Genomic DNA, 15,133 nt, shown 5'->3' on the forward strand with positions numbered 1-15,133 from the left:
ATCGTGATGGAGATCTACGGGATCGACCACGTGGAGATGTACGTCGGCGACGCGAAGCAGGCGGCGTTCTACCTGGGACACGCCTTCGGCCTGCAGGTCCATGGCCAGGGCGGTCCGGACACGGGGCTGGCCGGCCAGCGATCGCTGCTGCTGCGGGAGAGCGCCGTACAGATCGTGCTGACCTCGGGGCTGGCCGCCGACCACCCAGCGGCGGAGTACGTGCAGCGGCATGGTGACGGAGTCGCCGTTGTGGGGCTTGAAGTGGACAACGCGTCCGTGGCCTACACCGAGTTGCTGGCCCGGGGCGCCGAGTCCGTGGCCGAGCCGGTGACGTACACCGACGAGCAGGAGACCACCGTGGTGATCGCGGAGGTGGCCGGCTTCGGCGACGTGGTCCACCGGCTGGTCGAACGGCACGGACCGCGGCGGGAGTTCCTGCCGGGCGCGTTCCAGATCACCGAGCCCGCGGGTGGTCCGGACGAGAAGCTGTTCAGCGAGATCGACCACCTGGCCATCTGCGTGCCGTCGGGCCGGCTGAAGCCGACGGTCGACTTCTACCAGAACGTCTTCGGGTTCCTGCCGATCTTCGACGAGTACATCGAGGTGGCCGGACAGGGGATGGAGTCGACGGTGGTGCAGAGCCCGTCGAAGCACGTCACCTTCACGCTGATCGAGCCGGACCCGAACCGCCGGCCTGGTCAGATCAACGACTTCCTCACCTGGCACGCGGGCGCCGGAGTACAGCACATCGCCCTGCGCACCAGCGACATCGTCGAGGCGGTCAGCACGCTGTCCGAGCGCGGGGTGAACTTCCTCGCCTCGCCGTCGGCGTACTACAAGGCGCTGCCCGACCGCGTCGGCGAGGTGGAGACGCCGCTGGAATCCCTGGAGGAGCTGGGCATCCTGGTCGACAAGGACCACTGGGGTCAGCTGCTGCAGATCTTCACCGAGTCGATGCACGTCCGCCGCACGCTGTTCCTCGAGATCATCGAGCGGCGCGGCGCGATGACGTTCGGCAGCGGCAACATCAAGGCGCTGTACGAGGCGAAGGAACGCGAGCTGCAGGGGGTCGAGGTATGACCGCACTGGAGTTCACGCTGTCCGAGGACGAGATCGCGCTGCTGCCGTCGGACGACGACGTCGCGTTCTACCAGCAGCACGGCTGGTACCTGTCGCAGAAGCTGCTCACCGACGACGAGACCGACGAACTCGTCAACGCCAGCGAGCGGTACTACGCCGGCGAGCGGGACCGCACGCTGCCGGCCAGACCGCCGAAGCTCGCGTACTGGGACCCCTCCAAGGGCGACGTGCAGCGGCACAACGACTACGTGCACTACGAGCACGACGGACTGGCGAAGATCCTGCGCAAGCCGTTGATCGGCGCGGTCGCGGCCCGGCTGGCCCAGGTCGAGGAGATCCGGATCTTCCAGTCCACCTTGATCTACAAGCCGCCGGTCCCGGGGGAGCCCTCGAACATCGTGCCGTGGCACTTCGACAAGCACTACTGGTCGTCCTCGTCGTCGGACCGGATGCTGACCGCGTTCATCCCGTTCCACGACTGCCCGCCGGAGATGGGCACCATCACGATGGTCGACGGCAGCCACCGGTGGCAGGAGATCGGCTCCGACGACACCGTGGTCCGGCACTTCGCCGAGCGGGACCGGTCCCAGCTCGACCAGATGCTGACCGAGAACGCGCAGTACAACGGCGTCGAGGTGGTCAAGGTGCCGATCACCATCCCTCGTGGCCACCTGAACTTCCACCACTGCCGGACGTACCACGGGTCCGGCGCGAACGTGACCGACCGGCCGCGCCGGGCGATCTCGCTGCACCTGCAGGACGGCGGCAACTCCTACCGGGAGTTCCCGCTCTCCGACGGCACCCTCGCGGCGTACAACCACGACGCCGTGGTCCGCCGGACCCCGGACGGCCGGCCTGACTACGCCGACCCGGACTTCTGCCCCACCCTCTGGGCCGATCGCTAACAAGGAGAAGGACATGTCACGTTACGACTGGGGTCAGACCCACCCGGGCATCGAGCAGCTCGAGAAGGCCGTCGGCGACGCCCGGGACAAGGTCGTCCAGCACCCGCTCTACGCCAACCTGGACACGCACGAGTCGCTCGTCACCTTCATGGAGCACCACGTCTTCGCGGTCTGGGACTTCATGTCGCTGCTGAAGTCGCTGCAGCGCGAGCTCACCTGCGTCACGGTGCCGTGGATCCCGACCGCGCACACCAGCAGCCGCCGGCTGATCAACGACATCGTGATGGTCGAGGAGAGCGACGAACTCGGCGACGGCTTCATCAGCCACTTCGAGCTCTACGTCAACGGCATGAAGGAGGCCGGCGCCGACACGACCGCGATCGAGAAGCTGGTCGACCTGCTGCGCAACGGGGGCTCGGTCGTCGACTCGCTGAAGGAGGCCGGCGTGCCGCAGGCCTCGATCGACTTCGCCGCCACCACCTGGGACATCATCGAGAACCAGCCGGTGCACTGCCAGGCGGCCGCCTTCGCCTTCGGGCGCGAGGACCTGATCCCGGACATGTTCACCCAGGTGGTCGCGGTGAACGAGCGGTCGAACAGGCTCAACACCTTCGTCGACTACCTGGAACGCCACATCGAGGTGGACGGCGAGCAGCACACCCCGATGGCGATGCAGATGGTGACCGACCTGTGCGGTGATGACGACGCCAAGTGGGAGGCGTGCGCGGACACCATCAACACCGCGCTCGCGGCCCGGGCCCGGCTCTGGGACTCGATCCTCGCCGCCGTGAAGGGCTGAGTCATGTCGACCGTCGATCTCTACCGGACCGTGCGGCTGATCCGCCGCTTCGAGGAGCGTGCGATCGAGTTCGTCCGGTCCGGCGAGATCGTCGGCGGCATCCACCCGTACGTCGGTCAGGAGGCCGTGGCCGCGGGGGTCTGCGCGGCGCTCCGGCCCGACGACCTGATCACCAGCACGCACCGGGGACACGGCCACGTGCTGGCCAAGGGGGTGAACCCGGCCCGGATGTTCGCCGAGCTGATGGGCCGGGAGTCCGGGCTGAACAAGGGGCGCGGCGGCTCGATGCACGCGGCCGACTTCAGCCTCGGCATCCTCGGCGCGAACGCCATCGTCGGCGCGGCCGGGGCGATCGCCACCGGCGCTGCCTGGGCGCAGCGCCGGCGGGGGCGGTCGACCGTCGCGGTCAGCTTCTTCGGCGACGGCGCGGTCAACGAGGGGATGTTGCTGGAGGCATTCAACCTGGCGGCGCTCTGGCGCGTTCCGGTGCTGTTCGTCTGCGAGAACAACGGCTACGCCACCACGATGCCGGTGCATTCCGCGGTGGCGGGCAGCATCACCGGCCGGGCCAGGGCCTTCGGCATCCCGGCCTTCAGCATCGACGGCCAGGACCCGGAGAAGGTGCTCGCGGCAACCACTGCCGCGGTGGACCGGGCCCGGGCCGGTAAGGGTCCGACCTTCCTGGAGTGCCGGACCTACCGCTTCGACGCGCACCACACGTTCGAGCACTGGGCGCGTCTGAACTATCGCTCGACCGAGGAACTCTCCACTGGGCGGTCGCGGGACCCAGTGGAGATACAGGGCGCACGGCTGGCTGCCGAGGATCGGACAGCCGTCGATGCCGAGGTCGAGGCCCTGCTGGACGCGGCGGCCGGGATCGCGCTGGGCAGTGCCCATCCCGATCCGGCCGCCGCGCTCGAGTACCTCTACGCCACGCCGATGCCGGGACTCCGGAGGTGATGCGCTGATGCCCAAACTGTCCTACCTGAAGGCGTTGAACCGGGCGCTCGGTGACGAGCTGGACCGGGACCCGGACGTCTTCCTGCTCGGTGAGGACATCCGGGCGGCCGCCTCGAACCTGACCGCCGGGCTGTTCACCCGGTTCGGCTCGGACCGGGTGCTGGACACGCCGCTGTCCGAGCAGGCGTTCACCAACTTCGCCACCGGCGCGGCCCTGGCCGGACTGCGGCCGGTGATCGAGTTCCAGATCCCGTCGCTGCTGTTCCTGGTGTTCGAGCAGATCGTGAACCAGGCGCACAAGTTCTCGCTGATGACCGGCGGCCAGTGCAAGGTGCCGGTCACGTACGTCGTACCGGGGTCGGGGTCGCGGACCGGGTGGGCCGGACAGCACTCCGACCACCCGTACAGCCTGTTCGCGCACGTGGGGGTGAAGACGGTCGTGCCGGCCACTCCGGCCGACGCGTACGGCCTGCTGCTGTCGGCGATCCGGGACGACGACCCGGTGGTGGTTTTCGCTCCGTCCGGCGCGCTCGGGGTCAGGGACGATGTCGACTTCGCGACATTGCGGCCGGTGCCGTTGGGGGTCGGGCGGATCGCCCGGGCCGGCAGCGACGTGACAGTCGTTGCCCTGGGCCACCTTGTGCAAGACGCGCTGGCCGTCGCCGACGAGCTCGCGGGCGAAGCCTCAGTGGAGGTGTTCGACCCACGCACTGTCTATCCGTTGGACGTCGACGGCCTGGCTGCGTCGGTGGCCCGGACCCGGCGGCTGGTGGTGATCGACGACTCCAACCGGACCAGCGGATTCGGTGCGGAAGTCCTTGCGGTGGCAGCCGAACGGTTCGACCTGGACGCCCCGCCCCGGCGGGTCACCCGGCCGGACGGTGCAGTGCTGCCCTTCGCGCTCGCGCTGGACCGGGCCGTCCAGCCGGGCCGGGACGACCTGCTCGAGGCGATCCGCGGCGTACTGACAGAAGGGGGACGGTAGTGACCGAACGACCATCCGCGGCCGAGCTGTGGCCGGTGCTGTCGGAAGGCGTCCGCGACAAGTTGCTTGCCTACGGCCACAAGCACTGGCAGCAGGTCTACGAGGACGTCGCGCTGCAGAACCAGAACTGGATCCCGCTCCGCTCACCGGTCGCGACGCGAGCCGGGTACGACGAGATGAACCGCATCACCCAGCGGGTCTCGCAGCTCGTCCTGGACGCGTGCCGCCGCCGGGCCCGGACCGCCGGCGAGCTGCGGCAGGTCCTGCAGGTGCCGGTCGGCCGGATCCAGCTGCTGGACGACACCGAGCCGTTGACCGGCCGGCTGATCAACGCGATCCGCTCGGATCTCCTGCTGGAGCAGGGTGTTCCGCGGATGGTCGAGTGCAACGTCGAGAGCGCGCTGGGCGGCGTACTGGATGCCGACGGCGTGATCAAGCGATGGATGGACGTGTACGCCGGGGAGCCACTCTTCCGGGCGATCGGAGCGGCTGCGCCGCCGTCGGCGATCGACGCCCGCTACGACGCGATCCGGTCCGACGTCGGGCCGGGCAAGGTGACGGCGATGCTGTTCACCGCCGGCGGCGGCTACCCGGGCGCGGATCGGCCGAACTACATGATCAACCGGCTGAAGCCGTTCGCCGACCGTGGTCGCGAGCTCGGCGTAGACCTGGTCGTCTACCCGGTCGAGTGGGTCGAGCAGGACGCCGACGGCCGGCTGAAGGCGGGGGAGCAGACGATCGACGCCGTCTGGCGGATGTTCGTGCCGCCGTTCGTGAACGACAGCCCGGGCCTGCAGGCGCTGCGGCTGGCGAACAAGGCGGGCACCTTCCGGATGTACCTGCCGACCGCGGTCTGGCTGCTCAGCAACAAGACGATCTTCGCCTGGCTCTGGAACGACCTCGACGAACTGCCCGACGAGGACGCCGAGATCGTCCGGGCGCACATCCCACGCACCTGGATCTACGGCCCGGAGCTGCGGCAGCGGGCGATCAACGAGCGCGAGCAACTCGTCTTCAAGCCGACCGACGACTACGGCGGCCACGGCGTCTTCATCGGCCCGCAGACCAGCCCGGAGGCCTGGGCCGAGGCGCTCGACGCCGCCGAGGGCCCGCACATCATCCAGGAGCTGATCGAGGCCGATCCGCTGACGATGCAGTTCCTCAGGCCGGAGACCGCGGAGGTGGTCGAGGCCGACGTCTCGTACTGCGTGTCCACCTATCTGTTCGACCGGATCCCGGCGGGCGTCTTCACCCGCTTCTCACCACCCGGCGCGGGCGGCGTCGTCAACCTGACCCAGGGCGCCTTGACCGGCGGCCTGCTGCTCGTGAACGGAGAGCTGACGTGACCGTCGACTGGCAGCGGACCTCGTCACCGGTCCGCTGCTGGTCGGAAGTGCCTGATCAGGGCCGGGGGTACTTCTGATGCATCAGGGTGATGTCCTTCAGTTCCGCGTCGCGCGGGGTGTCGAGCACGGAGCGGATGGTCCGGGCCATGGTCTCGGGCTGTACCCACTCGTCCGGCACGTACTCCTTGCCCTCCTGGGCGTGCACCTTGGCCTGCAGCGGCGTCGCCACCCGGCTCGCGTAGATGCTGGTCACCCGGACGCCACGGTCGAACTCCTCCAGCCGGAGCGTCTCGGCGAACGCGCGCAGGCCGTACTTGCTCATCGCATAGCCGATCCAGCCGGGCCACGGGTAGAGGCCGACCAGCGAGTTCACCAGGACGACGCTGCCGCGGGCGGCCCGGAGCGCGGGGAGCGCCAGGCGGGTCAGCTCGGACGGGCCGACCAGGTTCACCTCGAGGTGCTCGCGGATCAGCGCCGGGTCGCTCTCGCTGAACGGTCGGCCCTCGCAGATGCCGGCCGCGTGCACCACCGCGCCGAGCCGCTCGGGGAACGTCACGCTGCCCGCCAGGGTGTCCGCCTTGCCGATGTCACCGACCAGCACCTGGGCGCCGGGCAGTTCCGCGGCGACCTTCTCCAGGCTCTCGGCGTTGCGCCCGAACAGCACCAGCGGCAGTCCGTCGGCGTGCAGGGACCGGGCCAGCGTGCTGCCGATGCAGCCGGTGGCACCGGAGATCAGGATCGCGTCGTTGTCGGCCATGCCGGGACTGTAGACGAAGTGATGCCATTTCGGCAGTGTTCAAAAGGGTCGGAAAACACTATCAGAGGATCACCAGATGAAGGAGCAGCCGGTGTCGAGTGCGCCCAACCCAAATGTCATCTACCCGTTCAGTGATCGTCGGCGCACTGTATTCCTGAAACCCCTGATCACGGTCCCCTATGTCCAAATAGGGGAATTCACCTATTACGACGATCCGGACGATGCGGCGGGTTTCGAGCGGAACAATGTGCTGTATCCGTTCGGGCCGGAGAAGCTGATCATCGGCCGGTACTGCCCGATCGCGGCCAAGGCCACCTTCCTGCTGTCCTCGGCGAACCACCCGCTGGTCGGCGTCTCGGCGTACCCGTTCTTCATCTTCGGCGGGGACTGGGCGGAGCGGACGCTGGAGCCTGCCCTGGGGGCGCCGCGCAAGGGGGACACAGTGGTCGGCAACGACGTCTGGATCGGGTACGGCGTGACCGTGATGCCCGGCGTGACGATCGGCGACGGGTCGATCATCGCGACCGGGGCGGTGGTGACGTCCGACGTGCCGCCGTACTCGGTCGTCGGCGGCAACCCGGGCCGGGTGCTCAAGCGTCGGTACGACGACGAGGACGTCGACCGCCTACTCCGCGCCGCCTGGTGGAACTGGCCCGTCGACCTCGTCACCGAGCACGCCCACACCATCTTCACCGGCACCCCGAAGGACGTGGAGGAGGTAGCCCTGAAGCATGGGCTAGTGACTGAGGTGGGCGCCTAGGCGTCTGATCGTTTCGGCGGTGGCGACGGCGTCGCTGCGGGCGTTGCCGTGGCGACCGTCGGTGCTGTAGAGGCTGGGGTCGGTGGAGAGAGGGTGGTCGGTGAGGTGGACGTGGATGGTGCCCAGGCGCTCGGCCAGCGCGCGGGTGCGCCCGGCCAGGGTCCCCATGCGGGTGCGGAGGCCGGGGCGGAGCCACTCGACGACTGCGGGGGAGTAGGACACGTCGAACATCCCGAGCGTGATCACGTCCGCGCCGGCCGTCTGCAGCGCGGTCACCATCGCGCCCAGCTCGGCGTCCACCCGGTCGGCGTCGTACCGGGCGCTGAAGGCGTCGTTCCCGCCTCCGACCACGAGCGCGAGATCCGGTTCCAAGGCCAGCGCGGGAGCCAGTTGACGAGCGCGGATCTCGTGCGCCCGGAGCCCGCTCACGCCGAGGTTCAGGTACGCCAGCGCCGGCGCGGACGCCCGCAGCTCAGCACTCAACCGGTCAGCCCACTGCAGCTCGGAGTACCCCTTTACCGGCTCACACAGCCCCTCGGCCACGCTGTCACCCAGTACTACGAACCGCCGCCAGGGGTGACCCGTCAGCAGCTTGGCCGATTCGCCCTCGGCCAGGCAGTACTCGTCTGTGGCCTCGGTGATCACGCCGCCTCCTCGGACGCCGGGGACCCGTAGCGGGCGAGCTCGACCGGGTGCCGCCACCAGCGGTAGACCGGCACCAGGCTGACCACCAGCAGGATCACCCCGGACGCGATGAGGGCGGGTCGCAGGCCGAAGGTGGCGGCCGACCAGCCGGCCAGGACACCGCCGATCGGGATGCCGATGAAGGCGATCGCGCCGGTCACGCCGAACACCCGGGTCTGCAGCGCGGCGGGCACCCGTTCGTACAGGGTCACGCCCATCACCGGGTTCACCGCGGCGTTCGCGATGCCGCAGCCGAAGCTGACCGTGACGACCACCCAGAGTTGGTGGGACAGGCCCAGCGCGAACAGCCGCGGCGCGCCGCCGATCGCCGCGCCGATCACGAACGACGCGTACTGCGGCAGGCGCGGGCCGAGCACGATGAAGATCACGTTGCCCAGCAGTGCGCCCGCGGCGAACCCGCCGAACAGCAGCCCGAGGGCGGCCGGCGACTTGAGCACCTCCTCGACCCAGAGCGGTACGAAGACCGCCGTGCCGGCCTGGTTGAAGACGTTCAGGAAGAAGACCATCACGATCATGCCGAGCAGCAGCTGGTCCCTGCGCAGGTAGCTGAAGCCACCCCGCAGCGCCTGGAAGTAGGGCTCCTTCGGCGGCGCCGGCGCGTCCTCCGCGGCAGGCGGCAGCCGGACCAGGGCGGCCACGAGCGCGGCGCAGACCAGGAACGAGATCGCGTCCACCCAGATCGCCTTGTTCGGCCCGATCCAGCTGATCAGCAGGCCACCGAGCGGTGCGCCGACGAGGGTCGCGGTCCGGGTGAACCCCTCGTAGGACGAGGTGACCCGGATCATCTGCACCCCGCCGGCGTCGGCCATCGGCTTCAGCATCACGTGCTTGACCCGGTCGCCGAGCCCACGCAGTGTCCCCGCGATCGCGACCAGCAGGCAGAGCCAGGCGAACGACGAGCCCGGTGTCATCACGATCGCCGCCATCGCGACGGCGCTGCCGAGGTCCGTCACGATCGACGTCCGGCGCAGCCCGAACCGGTCCGCCAGCGGAGCCGCCAGCACGCCCGACACGACGTACGGGAGCATCTCGGCGCCGGCGATCAGGCCCATCTTGGCGGGGCTGCCGGTGGTGGTCAGGACCAGCCAGGGGATCGCCACCATCGATACGCGGTTGCCGAGGACGGACACCACGTCCGCGGTGAAGAGGGCGATCAGGCCGGACCGGCGGCTCATCGCGACGCGTAACCCGGACCGCAGGGCGACCTTGTCCACCTTGTGCGCCGAGGTCAGCGGCAGCTCGGCGAGGAACTCGATCCCGCGCGGCATCCACATCTGGTTGAACTCGTCGCGGACCAGGTCCTGCAGCTCCGCCGCGGTCACCTCGGCGTCTTCGTACCGGACCACGTAGGCGTGCGGGACCTCGCCGTACGCCTCGTCCGGTACGCCGATCACGGCGGCCGCGCGGACCCCGGGATGCGCCTGGAGCAGGTCCTCGATCGGGCGGCAGTAGATGTTCCAGTTGCTCGAGCCGGTGACGATCGTGTCCTGCACCCGGTCCACCACGTACAGGTAGCCGTCAGTGTCGAGGTACCCCAGGTCGCCGGTCCGGACCCAGCCGTCGACGATCGCGCGCTCGGTCAGGTCCGGGCGGCCCCAGTACCCGGCGAAGCGGAGCTTGCTGGTCGTGTAGATCTCCCCGGTCTCACCGGGCGGAAGCGGGTTCCCCTCGCCGTCGCGGATCGCCACCCGCACATCGCCGTACGGCGTACCGGAGGAGCGGAGGCGCTCGGGATGGTCCGGGTCGTGGGTCAGCCCCGGCTGGGCGGTGACCACGATGACCTCGCTCAGGCCGTACACGATCCGCAGTACCGGGCCGAACCGCTCGATCGCCTGCCGCAGCCGGGAGGGAGCGGCGGGGCCGGCGCCGACGTTGAGCATGAACAGGCTGCTCACGTCGGTGGCCGGCAGGTCGGGGTGATCGAGCAGTTGGTAGAGCAGCGGCGGCGAGACGTAGGTGGAGTTGATCCGCTCGCGCTCGATCGTCGCCAGCGCGCGGCCGGCGTCCCACTCGTCCTCGAGGAACAGCACGCCGCCCATGAACAGGTTGAAGAAGCTGGTCATCTGCCCGCTCGCGAAGGCCATCGGCGAGTGCGAGAGGTGCCGCAGCACGGGCAGCCCGGCGGCCAGGTAGTCGGCGGCCAGCGTCAGGATCTGCTCGTAGAACGCCTGGCGGTGATGCACCAGCTTCGGTTCGCCGGTCGTGCCGCTGGTCTGCAGGCATGTGGCCGGCTCGACATCGTGCGGCTCCGGCTCGAACTCGGCCGCCGCGGGGACCAGCAGGTTCCGCCCGAGGCCGCCCTCGCCCAGGCAGTGCACCGGTACGCCGAGGCTGACCGCGAGGCGCTCCCCGAGCACGCCCTTGGTGGTCGCGTCGTAGACGAAGACGTCCGCGTCCGACAGCTGGGCGAACGCCTCGATCTCCCGGCGGCCCGCGATCGGCGCGATCCACATCGTCCGCGCGCCGACCAGGTGCAGGGCGAGCTGGAGCGCGGGCAGTTCGGGGGTGTTGCCGGCCAGCACGAGCACGCCGGTGCCCGCGCCGATGCCCCGGTTCTGCAGGGTGGCGGCCAGGTCGAGCACCTGGGCCCGCAACCCGGCGAAGCTGATCCGGCGCTCGCCGGCCACGATCGCCTCGGCGTCGCCATAGCGCTCGAACAAACGCAGCGCGGCCACCACATAAGAACCGGACTGCTCCAGGTTCTCCTCCAGCACGACATCGACCGACATGGCTGCCACACCCTTCCCGATCCGGAAGGACTGTACTTCGAGAATTACGCCGCGGCCAAGGGTCCGGGAGAATTCAATCGGCCAATTCAAAACCGCCGTTGACGTGTCAGGAATCCGGAACTAGGTTTCCGTCACCGCCACTCGCGCCGGGTATTTCTCGCCCGTCGCGCGCCAACCCATTTGGGGGGTTGTTCCATGCGCATTCCCAGTACCGTCAGATCCGCGGCCCTCGCGGCCGCCGTCTCGCTGGCCGGGTCGGCTCTGGTCTTCACCGGCTCCGACGCCGTCCAGTCCTCGAACCAGTCGTCCGGGTACGAGGGCCGGTCGGAGTGGGTCGGCAGCTGGTCGGCCGGTCTCTCGAAGGCCGAGGCGACCGGCTTCACCGCCACCGGGCTCGACAACCAGAGCGCCCGCTACGTGGTCCGGCCGTCCGTGGGGGGCGACAACGTCCGGATCCGGTTCTCGAACATCTACGGCGACCGGCCGATCCAGATCGGCGCCGCCACCGTGGCCAAGGCCGACACCACGACGCCGGTGCAGTCCGACATCGACCCGGCCTCCAAGCGCACGCTGACCTTCGGTGGCTCGCCGACTGCCGTGATGAACAAGGGCGCCGAGCTGCTCAGCGACCCGGTGAACCTTCGCGTCGCCGACCTGACCACGCTGGTGATCAGCGTCTACTACCCGACCGCGACCGGGCCGACCACCTGGCACGCGTCCTCGACGCAGCAGAACTTCTTCGGCCCCGGGGACCTGACCAGCGCGACCGACGGCACGCCGTACATCACCACGCGGGCCTGCTGCTGGACCTTCCTGTCCGGCGTCGACGTGCAGACCGACGAGGCGGACGGCGCGATCGTCGTCCTCGGTGACTCCATCGCCGACGGCCTGCTCAGCACCCTGAACGGCAACAACCGCTGGCCCGACCAGCTCGCCGAGCGGCTGGTCGCCGACCGGCGCGACGACGTACCGGGTGTGCTGAACGTCGGCATGGCCGGCAACCGGCTGCTGCACGACAGCCCGGACCCGATCCTCGGCGCGCCCAACGGCATCGAGCAGCTCGGACCGAACGCGTTGGCCCGGCTGAACGAGGACGTCTTCAGCCAGACCCGGCCGAGTGTCGTGATCACCCACCTGGGCGTGAACGACATCTGGATGGACAACGCCACCACCGACCAGGTCGTCGCGGCGCTGAAGCAGCTCAACGCCCAGCTGCACGAGCGGGGCATCCGCAGCCTGGGCGCCACCATCACGCCGTTCGAGGGCCTGTCCAACCCGGGCGGCTGGACGCCGGAGAAGGAGGCGACCCGGCAGGCGGTCAACTCCTGGATCCGCACCAACCACGAGTTCGACGGGGTGATCGACTTCGACCAGGCGGTCCGCGATCCGCAGGCGCCGAGCAAGCTGCGGGCCGACTTCGACGGTGGCGACCACATCCACCTGAACGACGCCGGCTACCAGGCGATGGCCAACGCGGTCCCGCTGCAGCTGGTCCGGTGAGGTCGAAGTGACCACCGCCGCCGATCAGGTGCTCAAGGGACTCTTCAGCGAAGCCGGCCTGGACGATCCGTACCGGTACTACGCGGAGCTCCACCGGTTGGGCCCCGTGTCGCTCCTTGCCGGCACCGGCTCCTACGCGGCGGTGGTCACTGGTTACGAAGCCGCGGACCAGGTCCTGCGCGACCCACGGTTCCGCGTCACCGACGACGCGTACACCGACGAGCGGAGCGGGCCGGCCTGGCGCGACCACCCGCTGCTCGCGGTGCTCAACAACTCGATGATGTACAGCAACGGCAGCCGCCACTCGCAGGCCCGGCGGCTCTTCCACCAGGTGTTCACGCCGCGCCGGGTGGCGCAGCTCGAACCGGATGTCAGCCGGCTGGTCGACGGCCTGATGGACGGACTGGCGGACCGGCTCGCGACCGACGGGCAGGCGGACTTCATGACGGAGTTCGCCTACCCGTTGCCGAGCAGCGTGGTCGCCGCCCTGCTCGGCATCCCGCAGGCGGACCTGGCCTGGTTCCGGCCCAGGGTCGAACGGATCAACGACTTCCTCGACGTGACCGGCAAGTCCGACGAGATCCTCGCGGCCGCGGATCAGGCGACCGTCGAGTTGTCGGAGTACTACGGGTCGCTGATCGCCGAGCGGCGGACCAAGCCGCGGGACGACCTGATCAGCCAGTTGGCCGAGGCCATCGACGCCGGCGAGCACGACGTCTCCGACCACGACCTGATCTGCAATCTCATGGTGCTCTTCAACGCCAGCTTCGTGACCACGATCCACCTGATCGGCAACGGCATGCGGCTGCTGCTCGACGACCCCGCGCTGCGCCGGGCGGACACGGACAACTTCGTGGAAGAGGTACTGCGGTACGAGGCGCCAGTGCAGTTCGTCGCGCGATTCGCCGCGGAGGAGGCCGAGGTGGCCGGCACGGTGATCCCGCCCAAGCAACTGGTGCTGGTGATGCTCGGCGCCGCCAACCGGGACCCGCGCCGCTACGAGGAGCCTCAGGTCTTCGATGCCGGGCGACCGGAGATCAGGCCGTTGAGCTTCGGCGCCGGACCGCACTTCTGCCTCGGTGCCGCGCTGGCCCGGGCCGAGGGACGGCTCGCCTTCCCGCAACTGCTCGAGCGGTTCCCGTCGCTGCGCGCGGCCGGCGACCCCGTGCGCAACCCGCAGCAGTTCCTGCGCGGCTACAAGTCGATGCCGGTGGCAACATGACGGCCGACGAGCTCCTCGCCGAGCTGCAGACCGACGACGGCCGCCGGGCGCCGTATCCCTTGTACGCAAGGCTGCATGAGCTCGGGCCGGTCAACCTGACGCCAGCCAGTCCGGCGTACGCCGCGGTGGCGAACGGGTACGCGGCGGTCGATCAGATCCTGCGGGACCCGCGCTTCGTGAAGGGTGGTCCGCCGCCCGCGGCCGACGCCGACCCGATCACGACCGCGCTGAGCAACTCGATGATGTTCCGGACCGAGCCGGACCACGGGCGGATGCGCAAGGCCTTCCATCAAGCCTTCACCCCGCGCCGCGTGGCCGCGCTCGAACCGCAGATCACCGCCTTGACCGATTCCCTGCTGGACCGGCTCGCGTCGCTCGGCGCGGACTGTCCGGTCGACTTCATCGCCGAGTTCGGCTACCTGCTGCCGGCCGGGGTGATGAGTGCGCTGCTCGGCATCCCCTCGCCCGATCTCGACTGGTTCCGGACCCGGGTGCAACGGGTCGAGGACTATCTGGACTTCGGCGGCCGAACGCCCGAGAAGGTTGCCGCCGCCAACGAGGCGGCCACCGAGATGAGCGCGTACTACGCGGCGCTGATCGCCGAGCGGCGGGTGTCACCGGGGGACGACCTGATCAGCGGGCTCGTCCAGGTGATCGACGCGGGGGAAGGTGAACTGACCGACGAGGAGCTGATCGGGAACCTGCTGGTGCTCTTCAACGCCAGCTTCGTCACCACCATCAACCTGCTCGGCAACGCGCTGCCGCCGTTGCTCGAACGCCCTGCCCTGGTGAAGTCGCTGGCCACCGATCCCGCTGTCGCCGAGGTTTGTGTGGAAGAGGTCCTCCGGTACGACGGGACCGCGCAACTGGTGGTCCGGACGGCCTCGGAGGATCTCGAGGTCGGTGGAGTCGTGATACCGCGGGGCGGCCTGGTGCTGGTCATCCTCGGCGCGGCGAACCGTGACCCGGCCCGCTTTCCGTCGCCCGAGGTGTTCGATCCCGAGCGGCCCGACAAGCGGCACATCACCTTCGGCGCCGGCGCCTACTTCTGCATCGGAGCAGTGCTTGCCCGGGCGGAGGGACGCCTCGCGTTGCCGCGGTTGTTCCAGCGGTTCCCGGATCTCGCCCTGGCCGAGCCGCCCGTGCAGAGCGCGGGACTCGCGCTGCGTGGCTTCGCCACCATGCCTGTTTCACTGGGCCTTTGACCGTCGCTGGATGAGGGGATTCGTCGTGCCGTTGGATCCACAGGTCGAGGCGATGCGCGCGAAGCGCGAAGCCGGCGATGTGCCGCAGTTGTACACCCAGACTCTCGCCGAAGCCCGGGCAGCCGATCTGGCGTCCATCCGGGCCGCGGGGGGGTGTCGAGCACGTTCACCACGTCGAGG

The 15,133-nt window shown here is 69.5% G+C and carries 13 protein-coding genes; 10 read left to right on the forward strand and 3 right to left on the reverse strand.

Annotated features, from left to right (window positions below; genetic code table 11):
* Nucleotides 1-6: 6 nt before the first annotated feature.
* The 6 genes from hppD to EV644_RS22540 are packed head-to-tail and all read left to right on the forward strand — an operon-like array spanning nucleotide 7 to nucleotide 6,075.
* Nucleotides 7-1,080 (forward strand): 4-hydroxyphenylpyruvate dioxygenase, encoded by a 1,074-nt coding sequence (gene hppD, locus EV644_RS22515; protein ID WP_132190672.1) that lies wholly within the window; start codon nucleotides 7-9, stop codon nucleotides 1,078-1,080.
* The gene (locus EV644_RS22520) at nucleotides 1,077-1,985 is read left to right on the forward strand and encodes a phytanoyl-CoA dioxygenase family protein (RefSeq protein ID WP_132190673.1); all 909 of its coding nucleotides are present in this window, start codon (nucleotides 1,077-1,079) and stop codon (nucleotides 1,983-1,985) included. The genes hppD and EV644_RS22520 overlap by 4 nt, the downstream gene beginning before the upstream one ends.
* Nucleotides 1,986-1,998: 13 nt before the next feature.
* Nucleotides 1,999-2,784 carry a DUF3050 domain-containing protein gene (locus EV644_RS22525; RefSeq protein WP_132190674.1) on the forward strand — a complete coding sequence of 262 codons (786 nt, stop codon included), beginning with the start codon at nucleotides 1,999-2,001 and terminating at the stop codon, nucleotides 2,782-2,784.
* A gap of 3 nt (nucleotides 2,785-2,787) precedes the next feature.
* A complete protein-coding gene (locus EV644_RS22530) occupies nucleotides 2,788-3,744 on the forward strand; it encodes a thiamine pyrophosphate-dependent dehydrogenase E1 component subunit alpha (RefSeq protein ID WP_132190675.1) in 957 nt (318 codons plus the stop codon).
* Between the two features lie 7 nt (nucleotides 3,745-3,751).
* The gene (locus EV644_RS22535; RefSeq protein ID WP_132190676.1) at nucleotides 3,752-4,729 is read left to right on the forward strand and encodes an alpha-ketoacid dehydrogenase subunit beta; all 978 of its coding nucleotides are present in this window, start codon (nucleotides 3,752-3,754) and stop codon (nucleotides 4,727-4,729) included.
* The gene (locus EV644_RS22540; RefSeq protein ID WP_132190677.1) at nucleotides 4,729-6,075 is read left to right on the forward strand and encodes an ATP-grasp domain-containing protein; all 1,347 of its coding nucleotides are present in this window, start codon (nucleotides 4,729-4,731) and stop codon (nucleotides 6,073-6,075) included. Before EV644_RS22535 ends, EV644_RS22540 begins: the two co-directional genes overlap by 1 nt.
* Nucleotides 6,076-6,130: 55 nt before the next feature.
* On the opposite strand, the gene EV644_RS22545 is transcribed toward EV644_RS22540, so the two are convergent.
* The gene (locus tag EV644_RS22545) at nucleotides 6,131-6,832 is read right to left on the reverse strand and encodes an SDR family oxidoreductase (RefSeq protein ID WP_132190678.1); all 702 of its coding nucleotides are present in this window, start codon (nucleotides 6,830-6,832) and stop codon (nucleotides 6,131-6,133) included.
* A gap of 76 nt (nucleotides 6,833-6,908) precedes the next feature.
* On the opposite strand from EV644_RS22545, the gene EV644_RS47555 reads away from it, so the two are divergent.
* Nucleotides 6,909-7,592, forward strand: a complete 684-nt coding sequence (locus EV644_RS47555; RefSeq protein WP_132190679.1) for a CatB-related O-acetyltransferase — start codon at nucleotides 6,909-6,911, stop codon at nucleotides 7,590-7,592.
* Here the strand turns inward: EV644_RS47555 and EV644_RS22555 are convergent.
* Nucleotides 7,569-8,237, reverse strand: coding sequence for an SGNH/GDSL hydrolase family protein (locus tag EV644_RS22555; protein ID WP_132190680.1), 669 nt, complete (start codon nucleotides 8,235-8,237; stop codon nucleotides 7,569-7,571). The two genes, EV644_RS47555 and EV644_RS22555, sit on opposite strands and share 24 nt — an antisense overlap.
* Nucleotides 8,234-11,026 (reverse strand): MFS transporter, encoded by a 2,793-nt coding sequence (locus EV644_RS46505; RefSeq protein WP_241998627.1) that lies wholly within the window; start codon nucleotides 11,024-11,026, stop codon nucleotides 8,234-8,236. Before EV644_RS46505 ends, EV644_RS22555 begins: the two co-directional genes overlap by 4 nt.
* A gap of 195 nt (nucleotides 11,027-11,221) precedes the next feature.
* Between EV644_RS46505 and EV644_RS22570 the strand changes: the two genes are divergently transcribed.
* From EV644_RS22570 to EV644_RS22580, 3 genes are read left to right on the forward strand one after another with little or no spacing between them, the layout of a single operon-like run.
* Complete coding sequence (locus EV644_RS22570) at nucleotides 11,222-12,526, forward strand: SGNH/GDSL hydrolase family protein (protein WP_132190681.1); 1,305 nt, start codon at nucleotides 11,222-11,224, stop codon at nucleotides 12,524-12,526.
* A 7-nt stretch (nucleotides 12,527-12,533) separates the two neighbouring features.
* On the forward strand, nucleotides 12,534-13,748 hold the full coding sequence (locus EV644_RS22575) for a cytochrome P450 (RefSeq protein WP_132190682.1): 1,215 nt from the start codon (nucleotides 12,534-12,536) through the stop codon (nucleotides 13,746-13,748).
* Entirely contained in the window at nucleotides 13,745-14,953 is a 1,209-nt protein-coding gene (locus tag EV644_RS22580; RefSeq protein WP_132190683.1) for a cytochrome P450, read from the forward strand. The genes EV644_RS22575 and EV644_RS22580 overlap by 4 nt, the downstream gene beginning before the upstream one ends.
* The last annotated feature ends 180 nt before the right edge of the window (nucleotides 14,954-15,133 follow it).

The sequence above is a fragment of the Kribbella orskensis genome, assembly GCF_004342085.1.
GTDB classification, from domain to species: domain Bacteria; phylum Actinomycetota; class Actinomycetes; order Propionibacteriales; family Kribbellaceae; genus Kribbella; species Kribbella orskensis.

Excerpts from the sequence above, each read along its gene's own strand:
- EV644_RS22545 (WP_132190678.1), bottom strand. The coding sequence starts at position 6,832 with ATGGCCGACAACGACGCGATCCTGATCTCCGGTGCCACCGGCTGCATC.
- EV644_RS22520 (WP_132190673.1), top strand. The coding sequence starts at position 1,077 with ATGACCGCACTGGAGTTCACGCTGTCCGAGGACGAGATCGCGCTGCTG.
- hppD (WP_132190672.1), top strand. The coding sequence starts at position 7 with ATGGAGATCTACGGGATCGACCACGTGGAGATGTACGTCGGCGACGCG.
- EV644_RS22530 (WP_132190675.1), top strand. The coding sequence starts at position 2,788 with ATGTCGACCGTCGATCTCTACCGGACCGTGCGGCTGATCCGCCGCTTC.
- EV644_RS22535 (WP_132190676.1), top strand. The coding sequence starts at position 3,752 with ATGCCCAAACTGTCCTACCTGAAGGCGTTGAACCGGGCGCTCGGTGAC.
- EV644_RS47555 (WP_132190679.1), top strand. The coding sequence starts at position 6,909 with ATGAAGGAGCAGCCGGTGTCGAGTGCGCCCAACCCAAATGTCATCTAC.
- EV644_RS46505 (WP_241998627.1), bottom strand. The coding sequence starts at position 11,026 with ATGTCGGTCGATGTCGTGCTGGAGGAGAACCTGGAGCAGTCCGGTTCT.
- EV644_RS22570 (WP_132190681.1), top strand. The coding sequence starts at position 11,222 with ATGCGCATTCCCAGTACCGTCAGATCCGCGGCCCTCGCGGCCGCCGTC.
- EV644_RS22580 (WP_132190683.1), top strand. The coding sequence starts at position 13,745 with ATGACGGCCGACGAGCTCCTCGCCGAGCTGCAGACCGACGACGGCCGC.
- EV644_RS22525 (WP_132190674.1), top strand. The coding sequence starts at position 1,999 with ATGTCACGTTACGACTGGGGTCAGACCCACCCGGGCATCGAGCAGCTC.